Raw genomic sequence first — 15,728 nt, 5'->3', positions numbered from 1 at the left:
GGAGCGGTGGGTGTCTGGAGATGGGGGGGTCGAAAATTATATGCGGTATACGATTGTGAAACAAGGGGAGTGATTTTGCAGTTTCTGCCACCCGGAGTTGTATCACGCGGAGAAAACAAGCCTCTCTTGTGCGGGAATTCTCCTGCATAACCGGGAAATACCTCGATAAGCATTCATCTTGCACGCCAGATCAAACCAGAGTAAACGAATGAACTTGCCTGGATGGCCCCGGTTCTTAAATGCCTTGCTGAGTGTCGTATAAAGCTCTATGCGAGAGACAAAGCCATGCTTCTCCATCAAATCCACGCGGGCTGGGCGGCGAGACATACCGCCTGTTGACGCGCTGGGCGAGACGAATGCAAAGCCGAGACGGCCGGAGCGAATCACAAGAGCTGAGGGGGGAGCCAGGATCGCACGCTCAAGCTGGATGTCGACTCTGGACATGGGCGTGCCTTGACGATTCCCGCCGCTTGATAGACCTTCGGAACGGATGCAGCCGCCCCGGCCACGCATTCACCGGCATGTTTCGGCACTTCGCGCGCGTGCGGCTTCTCCGGACGTGCGTTTAGGGAGCGCGGGCGCGCTCCGATCCTTCCACTCGGAGGAGAGCATGAAGAAGCTGACGCTGGAACTCGACTCGCTGGGCGTGGAGACCTTCACGGTCGAGCCGCAGCTGGTGCAGGAATCCGAGTTCCTGCAGGGGATGATCTCGCGGCGCAGCTGCATCGAGCAGTGCACCACGTCGTGCGTGCCCTGATCTCGCCAGGCTGAACGCGCGGAGCGGGCCCGCCGGAGACCACATCTCCCGCGGGCCTTTTCGTTGCCGCGAGGCCGAGCGCTCTTGCGATTCCCCGCGCCGCGCCGATATTCCGCCCGCCGGCATCGTATACCACGACGATAGACAGAGATGGCTCGCATCCAGCTTCTGCACCTGGCCCACGCCCGCTCGGGCGACAAGGGCGACACCGCCAACGTGGGCGTCATCGCCCTGCGCCCTGAGTACTACCCGTTCCTCGTCGAGCAGCTGACGGTCGAGCGGGTGAAGCGGCACTTCGAGGGGATCGCGCACGGGCCGGTGGAGCGCTTCGAGCTGCCGAACCTGGAGGCGCTCAACTTCCTTCTCCACAACGCCCTGGGCGGCGGGGGGACGGTGTCGCTGAAGACCGACGCGCAGGGGAAGGTCCTGTCCACCGCGATGCTGCGGATGGAGATCGACGTGCCCGACGAGATCGCCGAGCGCGCGCTCCGCGAGGCCGCGTGACCGAGCCGCTGCAGGTCCGGCGCGAGGGCGGCGTCGCCCGGCTGGTGCTGAACCGGCCGGAGAAGCGCAACGCCCTCAACGCCGAGCTCGTCGCCGCGCTGAAGGCGGCGCTGCGCGAGGCGGACGCGGACGCGGAGGTGCGCGTGGTGGCCATCGAGGGGGCGGGGCAGGACTTCTGCTCGGGCGCCGACCTCTCCGCGCTGCGCACCATCGCCGAGAGCGGGGCGATGGAGAACCTGGAGGACGTGGACGCGCTGGCCGAGCTCTTCGCCCTCCCCCGGCGGATGCGGAAGCCGGTGGTCGCCCTCGTGCGCGGCCGCGCGCTGGCGGGGGGATGCGGGCTGGCGACGGCGTGCGACCTGGTGCTGGCGGCGGAATCCGCGCAGTTCGGCTATCCCGAGGTGCGCATCGGCTTCGTCCCCGCGATGGTGATGGCCATCCTCCGCCGCAACGTGAGCGAGAAGCGGGCGTTCGAGCTGATCGTCCGCGGCCACCCGATTTCCGCGGCCGAGGCGGAGCGCATCGGCCTGATCAACCACGTCTGGGCCGACGACGCGTTCGACGCCGAGGCCGCGGCGGTGCTGGAGGACCTGGCCGCGAGGAGCGCGTCGGCGGTGCAGCTGAGCAAGCGGCTGCTCTACAACAGCGACGCGATGGGATTCGAGGCGGCCATCCGCGCCGGCGCCGACGTGAACGTGGTGGCGCGGATGACGGACGACATGCAGGCCGGCGTGGCGCGCTTCCTGGAGCGCGGCGGCTGATGCCGTTCCTGGACCGCAGGGTCCGCCGCGGCCCCGGGCGCTTCCTGCACTGGAAGATGCGGCTGCTGGCCGTGGGCGCCGTGCTGCTGCTGGTGGGGATGGCCCGCGAGCTGGACCTGCTGGTGATCGTCGCCGCCACCGTCTTGGCCATCGCCTTCATCCTCCGCTTCTTCGAGAAGGACGACCAACAGGAGCCCGTCGCGGACGGGAATGATGGTGACGCTAGCGCGGAGGACGGGCCGGACTGGGTGCCGAGGCGCCGCGCGACGGACGCGGAAGGGGCGGCATCACCGTCGCCGTCTGCAGATGGAAACCGGGATCAGAGCTGAGATGACGACGCCGCGGAGCGAGGTGCTCTCCGCGGCGGTTTTCGTCGCTGCGCCCTCTCCGGCTCGCCTAGGCTCGCCACCTCTCCCGTACCGGGAGAGGTAGCACGCATGCATCTGCTTTGACGGACGGCATCCTGCCCGCCCGGCTGGCCCCCTCCCCCGGCCCCTCCCCCGCTGCGCAGGGGAGGGGAGAACTCAGCGCGGCCGCGACGACGGTGCCGTAGGCCTCGCTTCACAGCGACGGTGCGAGGTGGCCCAGGGGTGAGCGGCGCAGAGAAACCAAAACCCTCTCCCGTTATCGGGAGAGGGCGAGCGCTCTAAGGCGCGGGGTGAGGGCTGCCTGCGGCCGCCATGAAGCTGGATGCCGCCCTCTACTTCTCGCTCGCCGCCTGCCTGTCCGGCTCGGCGGGGCGGGGGATGTCGGGGCCCTCGTCGGCCGCGGGGCGGGGCTCGTCGCGCAGCACGCGCGGCTCGCCCATCAGCGCCAGGTCGAAGATCTGGTCCATCCGCTCCACGTACTCGAAGGTCATCCCCTCGCGCACGTCCTCGGGCACGTCGCGCAGGTCGCGGCGGTTGCCGGTGGGCAGGATCACGTGCGTGATCCCCGCGCGGTAGGCGGCCAGCACCTTCTCCTTCACCCCGCCGATCTCCAGGATCTTCCCGCGCAGCGTCACCTCGCCCGTCATGGCGATGTCGTGCCGCACCGGCCGCTCCGACAGCGAGCTGGCGATGGCCAGCGTGACCGCCGCGCCGGCCGACGGGCCGTCCTTCGGCGTCGCCCCCACGGGGAAGTGGACGTGGATGTCGAAGTCCTGGAAGGCGTCGCGCGGGATCCCCAGCTCGGCGGCGCGCGAGCGGACGTAGCTGAACGCGGCGTTCACCGACTCGCGCATCACGTCGCCCAGCAGCCCGGTGATGATCAGCCGCCCCGTGCCTGGCATCTTCAGCGCCTCGATGAACATCAGCTCGCCGCCCGACGCGGTCCACGCCAGCCCCGTCACCACCCCCACCTCGGGCGCCACCTCGGCCGGCGTGGGGTTGTAGCGCGGATAGCCCAGCACCTCCTCCACCGTCTCCCGCGTCACCTGCCATTCCTCGCCCTTCCCCGCGGCCTTCTCCGCCGCCAGGTAGCGCATGATGGCGGCGAGCGAGCGGCGCAGGTTTCCCACGCCGGCATCGCGCGCGTAGCCGCGGGATAGGAAGAGGAGCGTCTCGTCGTCGACCGTCACCTTCTCGGGATCCAGCCCGTGCTCGCGGACGATGCGGGGGAAGAGCCACTCGCGCGCGATGGCGATCTTCTCCTCGGGCGTGTAGCCGGCGATGCGGATCTCGATGAAGTAGTCGCGCAGGTCGCGCGGGATGCGGTAGAAGTCCGCCGCCGAGCCCACGAAGAAGACCTCGGAGAGGTCGAAGGGTACGTCCAGGTAGCGGTCGACGAAGGCATCCCGGTTGTCGGGGTCCAGCGTCTCCTCCAGCGCCTCGACAGGATCGCCGTCCACATTCCCCAGGCCGATCTCGTCCAGCTCCTCGAGGAGGAAGACGGGGTCCTTGGCGCCGGAGTCGCGGATGAGCTGCATCAGCTTGCCCAGCTGCGCGCCGCTGCGGCCGCGCTTGCTTCCCACCAGCTGCGCCTCGCTGCGCCCGCCCAACTCCAGCCGCACCATCGGCCGGTTCAGCCCCTTGGCGATCGCTTCGGCCAGCGTCTTCTTCCCCACGCCGGGAGGACCGACGAGGCAGGGGATGGGGCCGCGCAGGTCGCCGCGCAGCTCGGCCACGGCGATGACCTCGAGAAGGCGCCGCTTGGGCTCGTCGAGCCCCAGGTGCTCGTCCTCCACCGCCTGGCGCACGGCCTCGAGGTCGAACTTCCCGCCGTCCGCGCGCCGCGTCCAGGGGATGTCGATCACCGTCTCGAGGTACGAGCGGATGTCCTGCGCCTCGGACGCCGTGGTCGAGGTGGAGCGCAGCCGCTCGGCCTCGCGCCGGGCGACGGCGGCCACGCGCGGGGGGAGCTGCGCGCGCTCGACCAGCCGCAGCGCCTCGTTGGCCTCGCGCTCGACCGGGTCGGTCTCGCCCAGCTCGGCCTGCAGCGCCTGGATGCGGCGGCGGATCTCGTCGCGCCGCTCGCGGCCGCCGGCGGGAAGCGGGCCGCCGTCCTCGCCGCTGGTGGCCTGCTCCACCTCGCGGGCGTGCTCCCACTCCTCCTCGAGCGAGGTGAGGACGAGCCTGAGCCGCGCCAGCACGTCGGCCTCCTGCAGCACCGCGTCGCGCGTGGGGAGCTTGAGGTTCGACAGCGTGGCGGCCAGGTCGGCGAACCGTCCCGCATCTCCCAGGTTCATGCGCAGGATGCGCGGCACCTCGTCGGGGACGCGCTCCACCGCGCCGGCCAGGGCGGTGATGGTGGCCACGATCTTCTCGATCAGCGGCGCCGCCTCATCCTCGGGCGCCGCGATCTCGTCCACCTCGAACGGGGTGGCCGAGTAGTAGCCGTCCTCCAGCCGCACGTCGGCCAGGCGGATGCGGCGCAGTCCCTGGAGCGTGGTCTGGATCGTCCCGCCGGGGAGGTTCAGCCGGTCGAGCACGCGCACCGCGGTGGCCACCTTCTCCAGCTCGCGCCCGTCCAGCGGGAAGCCGTCGTCCATGGTGGACACCATGGCCACGACCAGGTCGTGCTCGGGGTGCCTGCTGAGCGCCTCGACGTTGGGCGCGAACCCGATCTGGAGCGCCGTGGCCCCGCCGGGGAACACGATGGTGCTGCGGATGGGAAGGACCGGGATGCGGTCCGGGAGAGCCGGCCGGCTTGTCTTCGACGACGCCATCTACTTGCCGCTGCCTGATTTGCGTGGTTCCGCCCCGCCCGCGCGGCGGCGAATCTGGCGGTCGAGCGCGTGCAAGAACCGGGCGATGCGGCGCGCGTTGGTGCCGAGGTCGGCCTTCCCCACGCGCGACTGTGACACGACGTCGACCCGCGTCATCCCGTCACCGTCCAGCGACACGCGGATGGTAACGTCGTCGATGAACTTCCAGAGCGCGGTGCGCGCCTCGGCGTGGATCTCGCCGGTGCGCGGCTTTGCTTCGGTGACGGTCCAGCGTGGCCGCTTTCGCGCGGTGTCCAGCGCCGCCTCCCACACCTCGGCGTAGGGGACGGGATACTCGCGCCCGCGCAGCCGCCGGTCCGGCGAGTCGGGTGCGGTCCAGGCGCGGTTGCGGGTGAGGGCGCGGATCAGCCCCATACCGTCGGGTCGTTCGGACGATGGTCGGTCGCGGCCGGAGATGCCCGGCCATGAAGGGCGCCAATCTACCGGCCGCCGTCCCCCGGCGCGAGACTGCGAATCGCCGGCCCAATACAACCTCCGTCCGAACCCCCAAAGCTGTCATTCCGAGGGCGCTGCGCCGAACCCTCGAAGTGCTCCAAGTCCTTGCGCCCGAGGAATCTATAGCCGGTTGCCGCGCGACCGGCCGCTGACCGCTCGGACGCCGGCCACAGATTCCTCAGGCGCCGCAAGCGCTTGCGCGGACGCAGCTTCGGTGCGCGGCGCCTTCGGAATGACATCGCTGGTGGTTGGGCCATTAGGACGAACTTGCGCGAAGCCGCGCCGGCTATTGGAACAGCCGGACTCAACCCGAATCTGTCATTCCGAGGGCGCTGCGCCGAACCCTTCGAAGTGCTCCAAGTCGTTGCGCCCGAGGAATCTATAGCCGGTTACCGCGCGACAGGCCGCTGACTGCGCCGGACGCCGGCCACAGATTCCTCAGGCGCCGCAAGCGCTTGCGCGGACGCAGCTTCGGTGCGCGGCGCCTTCGGAATGACATCGCTGGTGGTTGGTCCGTTAGGACGAACTTGCGCGGAAGTGCGCCGGGCTACTGGAACAGCCGCCGTTCAGACGAACGTGCGCGGAAGCAGGCCGCTCCCGCGCAAGTGGTCGGCATTGGCGCGACGTCTATCGGAACTCGCGGAGGCCGCTGAGGTCCTTCCAGTTGGGGGTGACGACGTAGGCGAAGGTGGGCGACTTCAGCTCGCGCGTCCACGTGCCGCAGTTGAGGTAGCGCTGCTTCGTGAACGTCTCGCGGTAGAGCCACTGGTTCAGCGGCCGGTGGGTGTGGCCCAGCAGCAGCTTGTTGGTGCTCCCCGCGTCGAGGTCGGGGAAGGGCGGGCTGGCGCCGTTGAAGCGGGTGATCAGCCCCTCGGTGTAGCGGTCGTAGAACGGGTCGGGGGTCAGCTCCTCGGCGGGGCTCCCCGGCAGCAGGCCCATCGCCGCGCCGGCGGCCTGCGTCTCCGACTGCTTGGCGGCCTTGAGGTCGGCCGCGGCCCGCTTGGCCATCAGCTCGCTCGCCTCCTTCGGCTTCCCCTCCTTGCGCCACCGCGCGTGCACGATCCCGATCCCGAACCCGCCCGCCAGCTTGGGCACGGCGCCGTCCTCGAAGGCCAGGAAGTAGTCGATCAGGTACTGCATCACCTCGAGCTGCTGGGGCGTGTACTGCCCGCTGAGGATGGCGCGCACCAGCGACAGCTGCTCGGCCGTGCTCGGTGCGATCACGTTGTGCTGGGCCTGGTAGCGGTTCCAGGTGAAGCGCAGCGCGTAGTAGCCGAGCGCCTCTTCCGTCCACTTCGCCGGGTTGCGGAAGGCCGAGTCGTCGCCGGCGAACTGGTTGCCGTGCTCGACGTAGGCGTGCAGCTCGTCGTCCTGGTGGTAGAAGCTGAAGCGCAGCCGCTCGGGGTCGTGCGCGCCGACCGGGCCCGCCTCGTCGACGTGGTCGCGGAAGTGCGCCTGCAGCCGCGGGTTGGCCATCGCGTGGTCGTGGTTCCCGATGGTGTACACGATCCGCACGTTGGGCGCGGAGAGCAGCGTCCGGAGCCCGTTGACGAAGCCGCGGTGCACGCCCAGGCAGGCGTCGATCTGCCACATCCCGAACGCGGTGGCGCGGTCCTCCGCCTCGGGGCTCTCGGCCGGGTAGCAGAGGTTGCGGCGGATCTCCTCCGCGGCGCCGGGCCCGGACAGCTCCTCGTCCTTCGCGATCTCCCAGAGGTCGATGATGTCGCCGTTCAGCACGAAGGTCAGCCGCTTTCCCTCCGACGCGTCGACCACGGAGCCGCAGAACGCCTCCCACTCGCCGTCGCGCCAGTTGCCGTCGACGGGGCTGCGGAAGTCGTCCTGGTTGTTCCCGCGCCCCATGTGCAGGTCGCTGACGGCGATGATCTTGTCGGCCATAGGATTGCCTCTGTGGTGGGGGTGATCGAGATGACCGGAATGGAGAGGATGCGGCCGCACCCGCGTTGGATGCAGCCGCCGAATGGATGGTCCTTCCGAAGGTGATTTCCGCCGCGGCGCGGGGCAACGATCGCGTTCGGCCGCGGGCGCCCGCTCACTCGCGGCGGGTGCGCGCGGGGAGCGGGGTGGGAGAGACGGAGGATGACGCGCATCCGTCCTCTCCGTCGCGCCGCGCGGGGACGGCGGAGGCGCCGCGTCGGGGCGCGACCACGCGCAGGCGCACGGTGTCGGAGAGCCCCGCGAAGGGGGTGGTGGTCAGGACGACGGGCCCCAGCCGGTCGAAGCGGATGGTCGTGTCCCCCGGCGCCGGCCAGTGCAGGTAGGGGGCGCCGTCGTGGATGACGATGTTGGCCGGCGGATCGCGGTAGACGACACCCTCGCGGTCGACCAGCTCCACGCGGAAGGGGATGGGGATCCCGCCCGGCACCTCCTCTGGGCGCGGGCAGATGCGCACGGCGGCGACGGGACCGGTGACCACGATCTCGCGCGCGATCTCGGGGACGAAGCGTCCGGGGATGGGGATGGTGTCGAGGTCGCTGTGCAGCCCGGAGATGCGGATCGTCGTCCGCCCGGGCCGCAGCGCCGTGAGCAGCACGGGCCGCTTGCCGAAGACGTGCCGCCGCCGCCGCGAGGCCGTGTCGGGGATCTCGCGCAGCCGCACCACCGAGCCGTCGTCGACCGACCACCGCGCGTCGGCGAAGGAGGTCGCCGTCTCGCTGCAGGCGTCGCCTTGGCAGCGGTTCTCCTCGATGCGCACGACGACCGAATCGCCCGGCGTGAGCCACAGGTGCGAGGAGAAATCCTCCGCCTGGATCGACCGCCCGCCGCCGTTCAGCTGCGCGTGGACGAGCCTGCGCGCGGCGGCCACTTCCGCCCGGAGCGCGGCGTCGGGCGGCGGCAGCTGCGGCGCCACGTAGGTGATGGGCACCGTGGTCCACGTGGCCTGCTGGGGGCGGCCGGGCACGGTCACGGACGCCATCGTCGAGTCCGGGCGCAGGCCGAACAGGCGCCGGATCGCCGCGCGGTCGCGCAGGGTGAGGACCACGCGGCCGCCGCGGACGTCGGCGTCCACCGGCGTCTGGTCGCAGGTGATCATCATCACCGGCCAGCAGACGCGCGCGTCGCCCGCGGCCACCAGCGCGGCGAGCGACGGGAAGCTGCGGCGGGCGTCGCGCGGCGGCAGCACGCTCAGGTGGACCTGGCGCGGGATACCCTCTCCCTCCATGAAGATCCGCCACTCGTACCCGCCCCGGAGCATGCGGCCGTCGCCCGCCAGCCATCCCCACGCCGCCGCGTCGTACCGCGGGAAGGTGATGGTGGCCTCGACGCTGCTCACACGCACCTCCGTCCCCTGCACGGCGCTCGACGGCAGCCGGTCATCCTGCGCGGCGGCGGGCGACGAGATCGCCATCGCGGCGAGCAGGGCGGTGCGGGGGAGGCGGTTCCGCGGGCTCATCCTCATCTCCAGCGAAGGAGTTCCGGCGTGCTCCGGATGTAACGATCCACGCCGCCGGATTCCGACATCCCCATCCCCCAATCTCGACTTCGGCGACACCGCCGGTTCATCCTGAGGGAGGCGTCGCGCCTAACTTTCGTCCGCACCGGCGTCTGGCGCCGACCGAAGGATCTACTCGCCCCTGCGGAAACGCCTGCCCGTTGAGCTAATCTCCAGCCGGCCCTGCAAGATCCTTCGGGCGCGCAGGCATCGTCCGCGACGCGACGACGGTGCACGCGCCCTCAGGATGACAATCCGGATCGGTGTCCGGCAGTCTATCGAATATCATCTCCGTCACGCGATCCCCAGCACTTTCGCACACGCGGACTTTCGCCTGCCCGGCTGCTTCACCATCTTCCCGCGCCGGGTACGGAACCTGCCCCGTCCCCGCCGGTCCGTACGTCCAATCACCCCAATCGCATCCGGAGATCCGCGTGATCGTCGTCATGCCGGTGGCGGGGAAGGGCACGCGCCTTCGCCCCCACACGCACGTGACCCCCAAGCCGCTGCTGAAGGTGGGCGACAAGCCCGTCCTCTCCTACATCCTCGACGACCTCCGCCAGCTGGGCGTGCACGAGGCGGTGCTCATCACCGGGCACCTGAAGGAGAAGGTCGAGGCGTACATGCGCGCCGAGTACCCCGACTTCCACGCCGAGTACGTGGAGCAGGTGGAGCAGAACGGCACCGCCGACGCCATCCGCCTGGCCGAGCCGTTCGTGCGCGAAGACCTGCTCATCATCTTCGTCGACACGCTGTTCGATGCCGACCTGACCGTCGTCAACCGCCTTCCCGAGGGCGTGGCGGGGGTGATCTGGGCCAAGGAGGTCGAGGACTACCAGCGCTTCGGGGTGATCCAGACCGACGAGCAGGGCTTCATGCGGCGCATCATCGAGAAGCCGAAGGAGCCTGTCTCGAAGCTCGCCAACATCGGCCTGTACTACATCCGCGACTGGAAGCTGCTGTTCGAGGGGATCCACCACGTGATGGCGCAGCCCACCGGCCCCGGCGGCGAGTACTTCCTGACCGACGCCTTCCAGTACATGGTGGACCACGGCGGGAAGCTGAAGGTGGAGGAGGTGCAGGGGTGGTACGACGCGGGGAAGCCGGAGACGCTGCTGGAGACGAACCTCCACGTGCTCTCGACCACGCGGGGGAAGAGCCCCCCGGCGAACGACGGCGTCACCGTGCGCGAGCCCGTGCACGTGGCCGATGGCGTCACGCTGGAAGATGCGGAGATCGGCCCCAACGTCACCCTCGGCGCCGGGACGACGGTACGGCGGTCGAAGCTGCGCGACTGCATCGTCGGCCAGGGAGCGGAGATCGACGGCTGCGACCTGCACGACTCGCTGGTGGGCGACAACGCGAAGGTGCGCGGCGTCACCGGCCAGGTGGACGTGGGCGACCACTCGGTGGTGGCGCAGGGATAGCGCCGTCCGCTCCCTGCTCGAACGAAGCCCCGCTCCGGAGCATCCGGGGCGGGGCTTCGCGCTCGTCCGGCGCACGCGGATCAGCAGCGGCAGGTGAAGGTGCACTGGCACGAGTAGATGATGCAGGTGGCCTGCTGGCACGAGTTGCCGTCGGTCGGTACGCAGTAGTAGGTGCCGCACACGCCGTCGCAGCTGTCCCAGCAGGTATTGCCGATGCACGTCTCGCCCGCGCCGAGAGTTTCCGCGTGGCCGTGCACCGTACCCTTCTCCTTCTCCGCCGCCTGGGTGGTGAACGAGGTCACCTGCAGCTGGTCGACGTCGAGCCTGATCTTGCGCATGGTCGTCTCCGTTCCGGGGTTCGGCCGCGGGATGGTCGCGGCCGGGCGCGCTCCGGCGCCACGGTAGAACGGCTGGCATGGGACGGGATTGGCGGTGATGTGACTGGTTGCGCGGAGCGGATGTGGGAGGCGGCAGGAAAGAGGTGAGCGGGAGAAGGGAAGGGGATGGCGGAGATGCGGAAGCCCCGCTCCGGAGCATCCGGGGCGGGGCTTCGAGCTCGGCCGGCACGCGCGGTTCAGCAGCGGCACGACCAGATGACGCAGCTTACCTGCTGGCAGGAGCTCCCCTCGGTCGGCGCGCAGAAGTAGGTGCCGCACACGCCGTCGCAGCTGTCCCAGCAGGTGTCGCCGGGGTCGCAGGTGCCGCCCTGGCAGGTGTTCCACTCGGTCTGCGCGTGGGCGTGCACGGTGCCCTCCTTGTTCTCCGCCTTCTGCGTGGTGAACGACACCACCTGCAGGTCGTCCATGTCGAGCCTGATCTTGCGCATGGTAGGGTCTCCGGTCCGAGGGGTGGCCGCGGATGGGGTCGCGGCCAGGCGCGTTCCGCGCCGTCTATAGGACGCGCGATACGGCGCCGGGGTGCCGGAAATGTGACCGGCCGCGCGGAGCTGACGCGGAGAGCGGTGGGGGAGGGATGGACGGAGGGGGATGAAGCGTCGACGAAGGGCCGCTCTCCGGCGGGGAGTGCGGCCCTTCCGTACCGGTCCGGGGATCTACTCAGCGGAGCGTCAGCACCCGACCGCGCAGGTGTACACGCACGACAACCGGCCGCACGACACGCCGCCCGTGGCGCAGTAGTACGAGTTGCAGTCGGAGCAGCTGATCTGGCAGCTGTTGGCGTCGTCGCAGGTGTTGCCGCCACCGTCGCACGTGAAGTCGCCGGTGTCGCATGTCTCGGTGCAGCGGAGCAGGCTCTCGTGCGCGCGCACGGTGCCGGCCTCCTGAGCCAGGCCATCAGTCGCAAATGAGTCCACCCGCAGCTCGTCGAGCATCAGCCGAAGCTTCTTCATGGCGCCTCCCCCACGTGAACGGTTCACGGCCGTGCGCCTCCGGATCTGAAGGGCGCAACCGCATGATACCGGGTGAACCGTGGCGCTAAAAGGATATCTCTCCGGCTTTGCGAATCGATTCGGCTGTGATATTGAGAGATGGGGATGCAGATCACCCACGCGGATGCCGACGTGGGGCGATCTGCATTGGCGCGAAGTGATGATGCGGGGAGCGTCTGCGTCTACGCCTGCACGCCAGCGGCGGCGAGGATGATGAGGAGGGCGCGCTCGACGCCGAGGGCGCCGTTCTCGTTGCTGTACCACTCGTCGGTGGTGTGGATGCCGCCCGAGTCGCCGCCCACGCCGATGGCGATGGAGGGGATGCCGAGCGCCATCGGCACGTTCGCGTCGGTCGACGAGCCGACCAGCTCCGGCCGCTGCCCCAGGCCGTAGGTGATGGCCGACGCCGCCTGCACCAGCGGCTCGCGCGGCTGCGTCTCGCCGCTGGGGCGGTCGCCGATGACGGTGATGGCGGCCGCCAGCGGCTCCGTTCCCTTCCGCCGCGTGGCGTTCTCCTCGTCGACCACGCGGGCCAGGACGCCGCGCACGCTCTCCTCCAAGCGCGGGAGCACGCCGGGCGCCTCGCTGCGCATGTCCAGCTCCATCCACGCGCCGTCGGGGATGGCGTTGATGCTGGTGCCGCCGCCGATCCGCGCTACCGTCAGCGCCGTGCGAGACGGCTCGGGGAGCGCCAGCGTGGCGATCTCCGACACCGCCGCGCCGAGCGCCACGATGGGGTTGGGCGCGCCGCGGTCCGCCCACGAGTGCCCGCCCGGCCCCGCCACCTCCACCCGCAGCCGCCGCGAGCCGATGGCGCGGTGCACGATGCGGCGCAGCCCCGACCCGTCCAGCGCGATGAACGCCGCCGCCCGCCGCAGCTCGCCCTCGCCGGCGAAGAGGTGCTTCACGCCGCGCAGGTCGCCCGCGCCCTCCTCGCCCACGGTGCCGACGAACACCACGGGGCGATGCGGCCGCACGCCCGTCCGCGCCAGCACGCGCGCCACGGCCAGCATCCCCGCCAGCCCGCGCGCGTTGTCGGTGATCCCCGGCGCGTAGATGCGCCCGTTCTCGCGCCGGAGCGACAGGTCCGTTCCCGCGGGGAAGACGGTGTCGAGGTGCGCGGCCACGACCACGGGCCGCGGGTCGCCGTTCGCGCCGGGGATGGCGCCGAGCACGTTTCCCTCGCCGTCGCGGCGCACGTCGGCCAGCCCGATCTCGCGGAAGCGCTCGACCAGCCGGGCGGCGCGCGTATCCTCGCCGAAGGGCGGGGCGGGGATGGACACCAGCTCGAGCTGGTCGTGCAGCGTGTCGGCGTCGGTCTCGTGCGCGAGCGCGCGGACGGGCTTCAGGCGGGCGTCGGAAAGCAGGGGAACCGCCGGCGTCGAGGGCATCGCGATCAACGGGAGGTGGACGGCGGAAGAATGCCGAGGGAGGGAGGTGGTGTCAAACGCAGTGCTTGACCTCTGCAGATACACACGCTAGGTTCGCTTTCAACAGCGCCGCGTCGGGCGCACCTGATTCTGCTGAGACGAGCCGATACCCCCTGCCGGGGTGCCGGCTCGATTTGTTTTTATCGACCGCTTCAAGTCCTCTGGAGCGATCTAGATGGGAACTTCTGGTGCGGCGGTACCTGCGGAACTGGGGAGAGCTGTTGCCCGTTCATCTCGTCTAGCTACTGCATCCGCTCTGTCCTTTAGGACCTCATCCGCACAGGGTGCCAGATGAGAAGAAACGCCTCAAACGCAGGTGGGTCTGGTGCTCGCGTGAAGACGCCGCTGTGGAATGTGGTCCTGCCGAATGATCCAGCTTCAGCGGTGTTCGTCGCGATTGCCTTCTGCCTGCTCGGCTGTTTTTTCATCACCGCTCGGGCGGCTACGAAGTCCTCTTGGGTGTTCCCGGTTCTGGGCACTGAGGTCCTGTTGCTGTTCTTCGCCGTGATCCTATCCCATCACAAGTACGCCGTCCACGCTGGCAGAGGCTTCCCGCCGCGGCCCCATTCGCACGGCACGTTTCGTTCGGACGACCGTTCTGCTAAGATTCCGGCCGCCGCGGCTGAGCGCCGCTCAACGCGCGCTCCGGCCCGTCCACGCCCGTCGCCGTCCGCACCACGCCCACAGAGGAACGATGCAGGAAAGCGAGCTGATCCACGACTGGAACTGCGTTGAAGGCTGCTTCGACTACTCCACCCGCCGCGGCGTGCAGCTGAACGACGAGACGCTGCGCGACGGGCTGCAGTCGCCCTCGGTGACCGACCCCACCATCGAGGAGAAGGTCCGGCTGCTGCACCTGATGTCGGAGCTGGGCATCGCCTCGGCCGACATCGGCCTTCCCGGCGCCGGCCCTCGCGCGGTGCGCGACGTGGAGGCGCTCGCCCGCGAGATCGCCGACCACCGCCTTCCCATCGAGCCCAACTGCGCCGCGCGGACGGTGCGCGCCGACTTGCAGCCCATCATCGACATCTCGCAGCGGGTGGGGATCGCGATCGAGGCGGCGACGTTCATCGGCAGCTCGCCCATCCGCCAGTACGCCGAGGACTGGACGCTCGACCGGATGCTCCATGCCACCGAGGACGCCGTCGGCTTCTCGGTTCAGAACGGGCTGCCGGTGATGTACGTGACCGAGGACACCACCCGCGCCCGGCCGGAGGTGCTCAAGAAACTGTATCAGACCGCCATCGAGTGCGGCGCGCGGCGGATCTGCCTGGCCGACACGGTGGGGCACGCAACGCCGCACGGCGTCCGCCGGCTGGTGCGCTTCATCCGCCAGGAGGTGGTGGAGCCCAGCGGCGAGGACGTGAAGATCGACTGGCACGGCCACCGCGACCGCGGGTTGGCCATCCCCAACTGCCTGGCGGCCATCGAGGAGGGCGCGCACCGCATCCACGGCACCGCGCTGGGGATCGGCGAGCGCTGCGGCAACGCGGAGATGGACCTGCTGCTCGTCAACCTCAAGCTCCTGGGGCTCCACGACCGGGACGTGTCGAAGCTGAACGAGTACGTGCAGCTGGCCGCCGACGCCTGCCGCGTTCCCATCGCCTACAACTGGCCGGTGTTCGGCGAGGACGCGTTCCGCACGGGCACGGGGGTGCACGCCGCGGCCATCGTCAAGGCCGAGGCCAAGGGCGACGCCTGGCTGGCCGACCGCATCTACTCGGGCGTTCCCGCCGGGTGGTTCGGGCTGAGCCAGAAGATCGAGATCGGCCACATGAGCGGCATCTCCAACGTGCGCTACTGGCTGAAGGCGCACGGGTTCGACGGCGCCGACGACGGCCTGGCGAACCACGTGTTCGACGCCGCCAAGAAGTGCGACCACACCTTCACCGACGCCGAGGTGCTGGCCCTCTGCGCGGAGTACGCCGATACGCGCCAGCCCGCGGCGGTGGGGTGATGGCGGCCGCGAAGGACGACGGCGCGGTCGACGTCTACTGGCTTCCGTACTGCACCACCTGCCAGAAGGCCGTCACCCGCCTGCAGGAGAAGGGCATCCCGGTCCGCGCCTATCGCAATCTCAAGGAGCAGCCGCTGTCGGAGGACGAGGTCCGCGCGCTCGCGGCGAAGGTGGGCGGCGTGGAGAAGCTGTTCTCAAAGCGCGCGATGAAGTTCCGCCAGATGGGCCTGCACGAGCGCGACGTCTCCGAGGACGAGATGGTGCGGCTGATGGCGCAGGAGTACACCTTCGTCACCCGCCCCGTCCTCGTCCGCGGTGAGCGCGCCACGGCGGGGTTCTCAGCGAAGCGGGTGGACGAACTCGTCGCCGAAGCATGATGAATGTACCTGCGAAATTGGCATTGAGGATTTCAGT

General features: G+C 69.9%; 17 protein-coding genes. 8 read left to right on the top strand and 9 right to left on the bottom strand.

The window, feature by feature from the left end; all coding sequences use genetic code 11:
• Positions 1–102 precede the first annotated feature (102 nt).
• The gene (locus VF092_23390; protein HEX6750257.1) at positions 103–444 is read right to left on the bottom strand and encodes a hypothetical protein; all 342 of its coding nucleotides are present in this window, start codon (positions 442–444) and stop codon (positions 103–105) included.
• Positions 445–610: 166 nt separating this feature from the next.
• Between VF092_23390 and VF092_23385 the strand changes: the two genes are divergently transcribed.
• From VF092_23385 to VF092_23370, 4 genes are all read left to right on the top strand, one after another.
• A complete protein-coding gene (locus VF092_23385; protein ID HEX6750256.1) occupies positions 611–757 on the top strand; it encodes a hypothetical protein in 147 nt (48 codons plus the stop codon).
• Between the two features lie 150 nt (positions 758–907).
• Positions 908–1,261, top strand: coding sequence for a hypothetical protein (locus VF092_23380; protein ID HEX6750255.1), 354 nt, complete (start codon positions 908–910; stop codon positions 1,259–1,261).
• Positions 1,258–2,022: an enoyl-CoA hydratase-related protein gene (locus tag VF092_23375; GenBank protein ID HEX6750254.1), complete on the top strand. Its 765-nt coding sequence runs from the start codon at positions 1,258–1,260 to the stop codon at positions 2,020–2,022. Before VF092_23380 ends, VF092_23375 begins: the two co-directional genes overlap by 4 nt.
• Positions 2,022–2,351: a hypothetical protein gene (locus VF092_23370; GenBank protein ID HEX6750253.1), complete on the top strand. Its 330-nt coding sequence runs from the start codon at positions 2,022–2,024 to the stop codon at positions 2,349–2,351. The genes VF092_23375 and VF092_23370 overlap by 1 nt, the downstream gene beginning before the upstream one ends.
• Positions 2,352–2,722: 371 nt before the next feature.
• On the opposite strand, the gene lon is transcribed toward VF092_23370, so the two are convergent.
• From lon to VF092_23350, 4 genes are all read right to left on the bottom strand, one after another.
• Positions 2,723–5,167 carry an endopeptidase La gene (gene lon / locus VF092_23365; protein HEX6750252.1) on the bottom strand — a complete coding sequence of 815 codons (2,445 nt, stop codon included), beginning with the start codon at positions 5,165–5,167 and terminating at the stop codon, positions 2,723–2,725.
• The gene (locus VF092_23360; GenBank protein HEX6750251.1) at positions 5,168–5,581 is read right to left on the bottom strand and encodes a DUF1499 domain-containing protein; all 414 of its coding nucleotides are present in this window, start codon (positions 5,579–5,581) and stop codon (positions 5,168–5,170) included.
• A gap of 708 nt (positions 5,582–6,289) precedes the next feature.
• Complete coding sequence (locus tag VF092_23355) at positions 6,290–7,558, bottom strand: hypothetical protein (protein HEX6750250.1); 1,269 nt, start codon at positions 7,556–7,558, stop codon at positions 6,290–6,292.
• A 154-nt stretch (positions 7,559–7,712) separates the two neighbouring features.
• A complete protein-coding gene (locus tag VF092_23350) occupies positions 7,713–9,074 on the bottom strand; it encodes a hypothetical protein (GenBank protein ID HEX6750249.1) in 1,362 nt (453 codons plus the stop codon).
• A gap of 473 nt (positions 9,075–9,547) precedes the next feature.
• On the opposite strand from VF092_23350, the gene VF092_23345 reads away from it, so the two are divergent.
• Complete coding sequence (locus VF092_23345; GenBank protein ID HEX6750248.1) at positions 9,548–10,540, top strand: sugar phosphate nucleotidyltransferase; 993 nt, start codon at positions 9,548–9,550, stop codon at positions 10,538–10,540.
• Between the two features lie 80 nt (positions 10,541–10,620).
• Here the strand turns inward: VF092_23345 and VF092_23340 are convergent, their stop codons facing one another.
• From VF092_23340 to VF092_23325, 4 genes are all read right to left on the bottom strand, one after another.
• Positions 10,621–10,878: a hypothetical protein gene (locus VF092_23340; protein ID HEX6750247.1), complete on the bottom strand. Its 258-nt coding sequence runs from the start codon at positions 10,876–10,878 to the stop codon at positions 10,621–10,623.
• Between the two features lie 236 nt (positions 10,879–11,114).
• A complete protein-coding gene (locus tag VF092_23335; GenBank protein HEX6750246.1) occupies positions 11,115–11,366 on the bottom strand; it encodes a hypothetical protein in 252 nt (83 codons plus the stop codon).
• Positions 11,367–11,606: 240 nt separating this feature from the next.
• Positions 11,607–11,888 carry a hypothetical protein gene (locus tag VF092_23330; protein HEX6750245.1) on the bottom strand — a complete coding sequence of 94 codons (282 nt, stop codon included), beginning with the start codon at positions 11,886–11,888 and terminating at the stop codon, positions 11,607–11,609.
• 221 nt (positions 11,889–12,109) lie between these two features.
• Positions 12,110–13,318: a M20/M25/M40 family metallo-hydrolase gene (locus VF092_23325; protein HEX6750244.1), complete on the bottom strand. Its 1,209-nt coding sequence runs from the start codon at positions 13,316–13,318 to the stop codon at positions 12,110–12,112.
• A 372-nt stretch (positions 13,319–13,690) separates the two neighbouring features.
• Here VF092_23325 and VF092_23320 point away from each other — a divergent pair, with 372 nt between their 5' ends.
• Genes VF092_23320 through VF092_23310 form a run of 3 tightly spaced genes read left to right on the top strand, consistent with a single transcriptional unit; the run spans position 13,691 to position 15,691 of the window.
• Positions 13,691–14,092 carry a hypothetical protein gene (locus VF092_23320; GenBank protein HEX6750243.1) on the top strand — a complete coding sequence of 134 codons (402 nt, stop codon included), beginning with the start codon at positions 13,691–13,693 and terminating at the stop codon, positions 14,090–14,092.
• Complete coding sequence (locus tag VF092_23315; protein ID HEX6750242.1) at positions 14,052–15,314, top strand: LeuA family protein; 1,263 nt, start codon at positions 14,052–14,054, stop codon at positions 15,312–15,314. Before VF092_23320 ends, VF092_23315 begins: the two co-directional genes overlap by 41 nt.
• Positions 15,314–15,691: an ArsC/Spx/MgsR family protein gene (locus VF092_23310; protein ID HEX6750241.1), complete on the top strand. Its 378-nt coding sequence runs from the start codon at positions 15,314–15,316 to the stop codon at positions 15,689–15,691. Before VF092_23315 ends, VF092_23310 begins: the two co-directional genes overlap by 1 nt.
• The last annotated feature ends 37 nt before the right edge of the window (positions 15,692–15,728 follow it).

Source organism: Longimicrobium sp. (genome assembly GCA_036377595.1).
Lineage (GTDB): Bacteria > Gemmatimonadota > Gemmatimonadetes > Longimicrobiales > Longimicrobiaceae > Longimicrobium.
This window is presented reverse-complemented; position numbering and strand designations above follow the sequence as displayed.

What these genes read in the sequence shown, in the direction of transcription:
- VF092_23385 (HEX6750256.1), top strand. Translation starts at nt 611, where the DNA reads ATGAAGAAGCTGACGCTGGAACTCGACTCGCTGGGCGTGGAGACCTTC.
- VF092_23380 (HEX6750255.1), top strand. Translation starts at nt 908, where the DNA reads ATGGCTCGCATCCAGCTTCTGCACCTGGCCCACGCCCGCTCGGGCGAC.
- VF092_23360 (HEX6750251.1), bottom strand. Translation starts at nt 5,581, where the DNA reads ATGGGGCTGATCCGCGCCCTCACCCGCAACCGCGCCTGGACCGCACCC.
- VF092_23355 (HEX6750250.1), bottom strand. Translation starts at nt 7,558, where the DNA reads ATGGCCGACAAGATCATCGCCGTCAGCGACCTGCACATGGGGCGCGGG.
- VF092_23370 (HEX6750253.1), top strand. Translation starts at nt 2,022, where the DNA reads ATGCCGTTCCTGGACCGCAGGGTCCGCCGCGGCCCCGGGCGCTTCCTG.
- VF092_23315 (HEX6750242.1), top strand. Translation starts at nt 14,052, where the DNA reads ATGCAGGAAAGCGAGCTGATCCACGACTGGAACTGCGTTGAAGGCTGC.
- VF092_23335 (HEX6750246.1), bottom strand. Translation starts at nt 11,366, where the DNA reads ATGCGCAAGATCAGGCTCGACATGGACGACCTGCAGGTGGTGTCGTTC.
- lon (HEX6750252.1), bottom strand. Translation starts at nt 5,167, where the DNA reads ATGGCGTCGTCGAAGACAAGCCGGCCGGCTCTCCCGGACCGCATCCCG.
- VF092_23390 (HEX6750257.1), bottom strand. Translation starts at nt 444, where the DNA reads ATGTCCAGAGTCGACATCCAGCTTGAGCGTGCGATCCTGGCTCCCCCC.
- VF092_23350 (HEX6750249.1), bottom strand. Translation starts at nt 9,074, where the DNA reads ATGAGCCCGCGGAACCGCCTCCCCCGCACCGCCCTGCTCGCCGCGATG.
- VF092_23340 (HEX6750247.1), bottom strand. Translation starts at nt 10,878, where the DNA reads ATGCGCAAGATCAGGCTCGACGTCGACCAGCTGCAGGTGACCTCGTTC.
- VF092_23325 (HEX6750244.1), bottom strand. Translation starts at nt 13,318, where the DNA reads ATGCCCTCGACGCCGGCGGTTCCCCTGCTTTCCGACGCCCGCCTGAAG.
- VF092_23310 (HEX6750241.1), top strand. Translation starts at nt 15,314, where the DNA reads ATGGCGGCCGCGAAGGACGACGGCGCGGTCGACGTCTACTGGCTTCCG.
- VF092_23330 (HEX6750245.1), bottom strand. Translation starts at nt 11,888, where the DNA reads ATGAAGAAGCTTCGGCTGATGCTCGACGAGCTGCGGGTGGACTCATTT.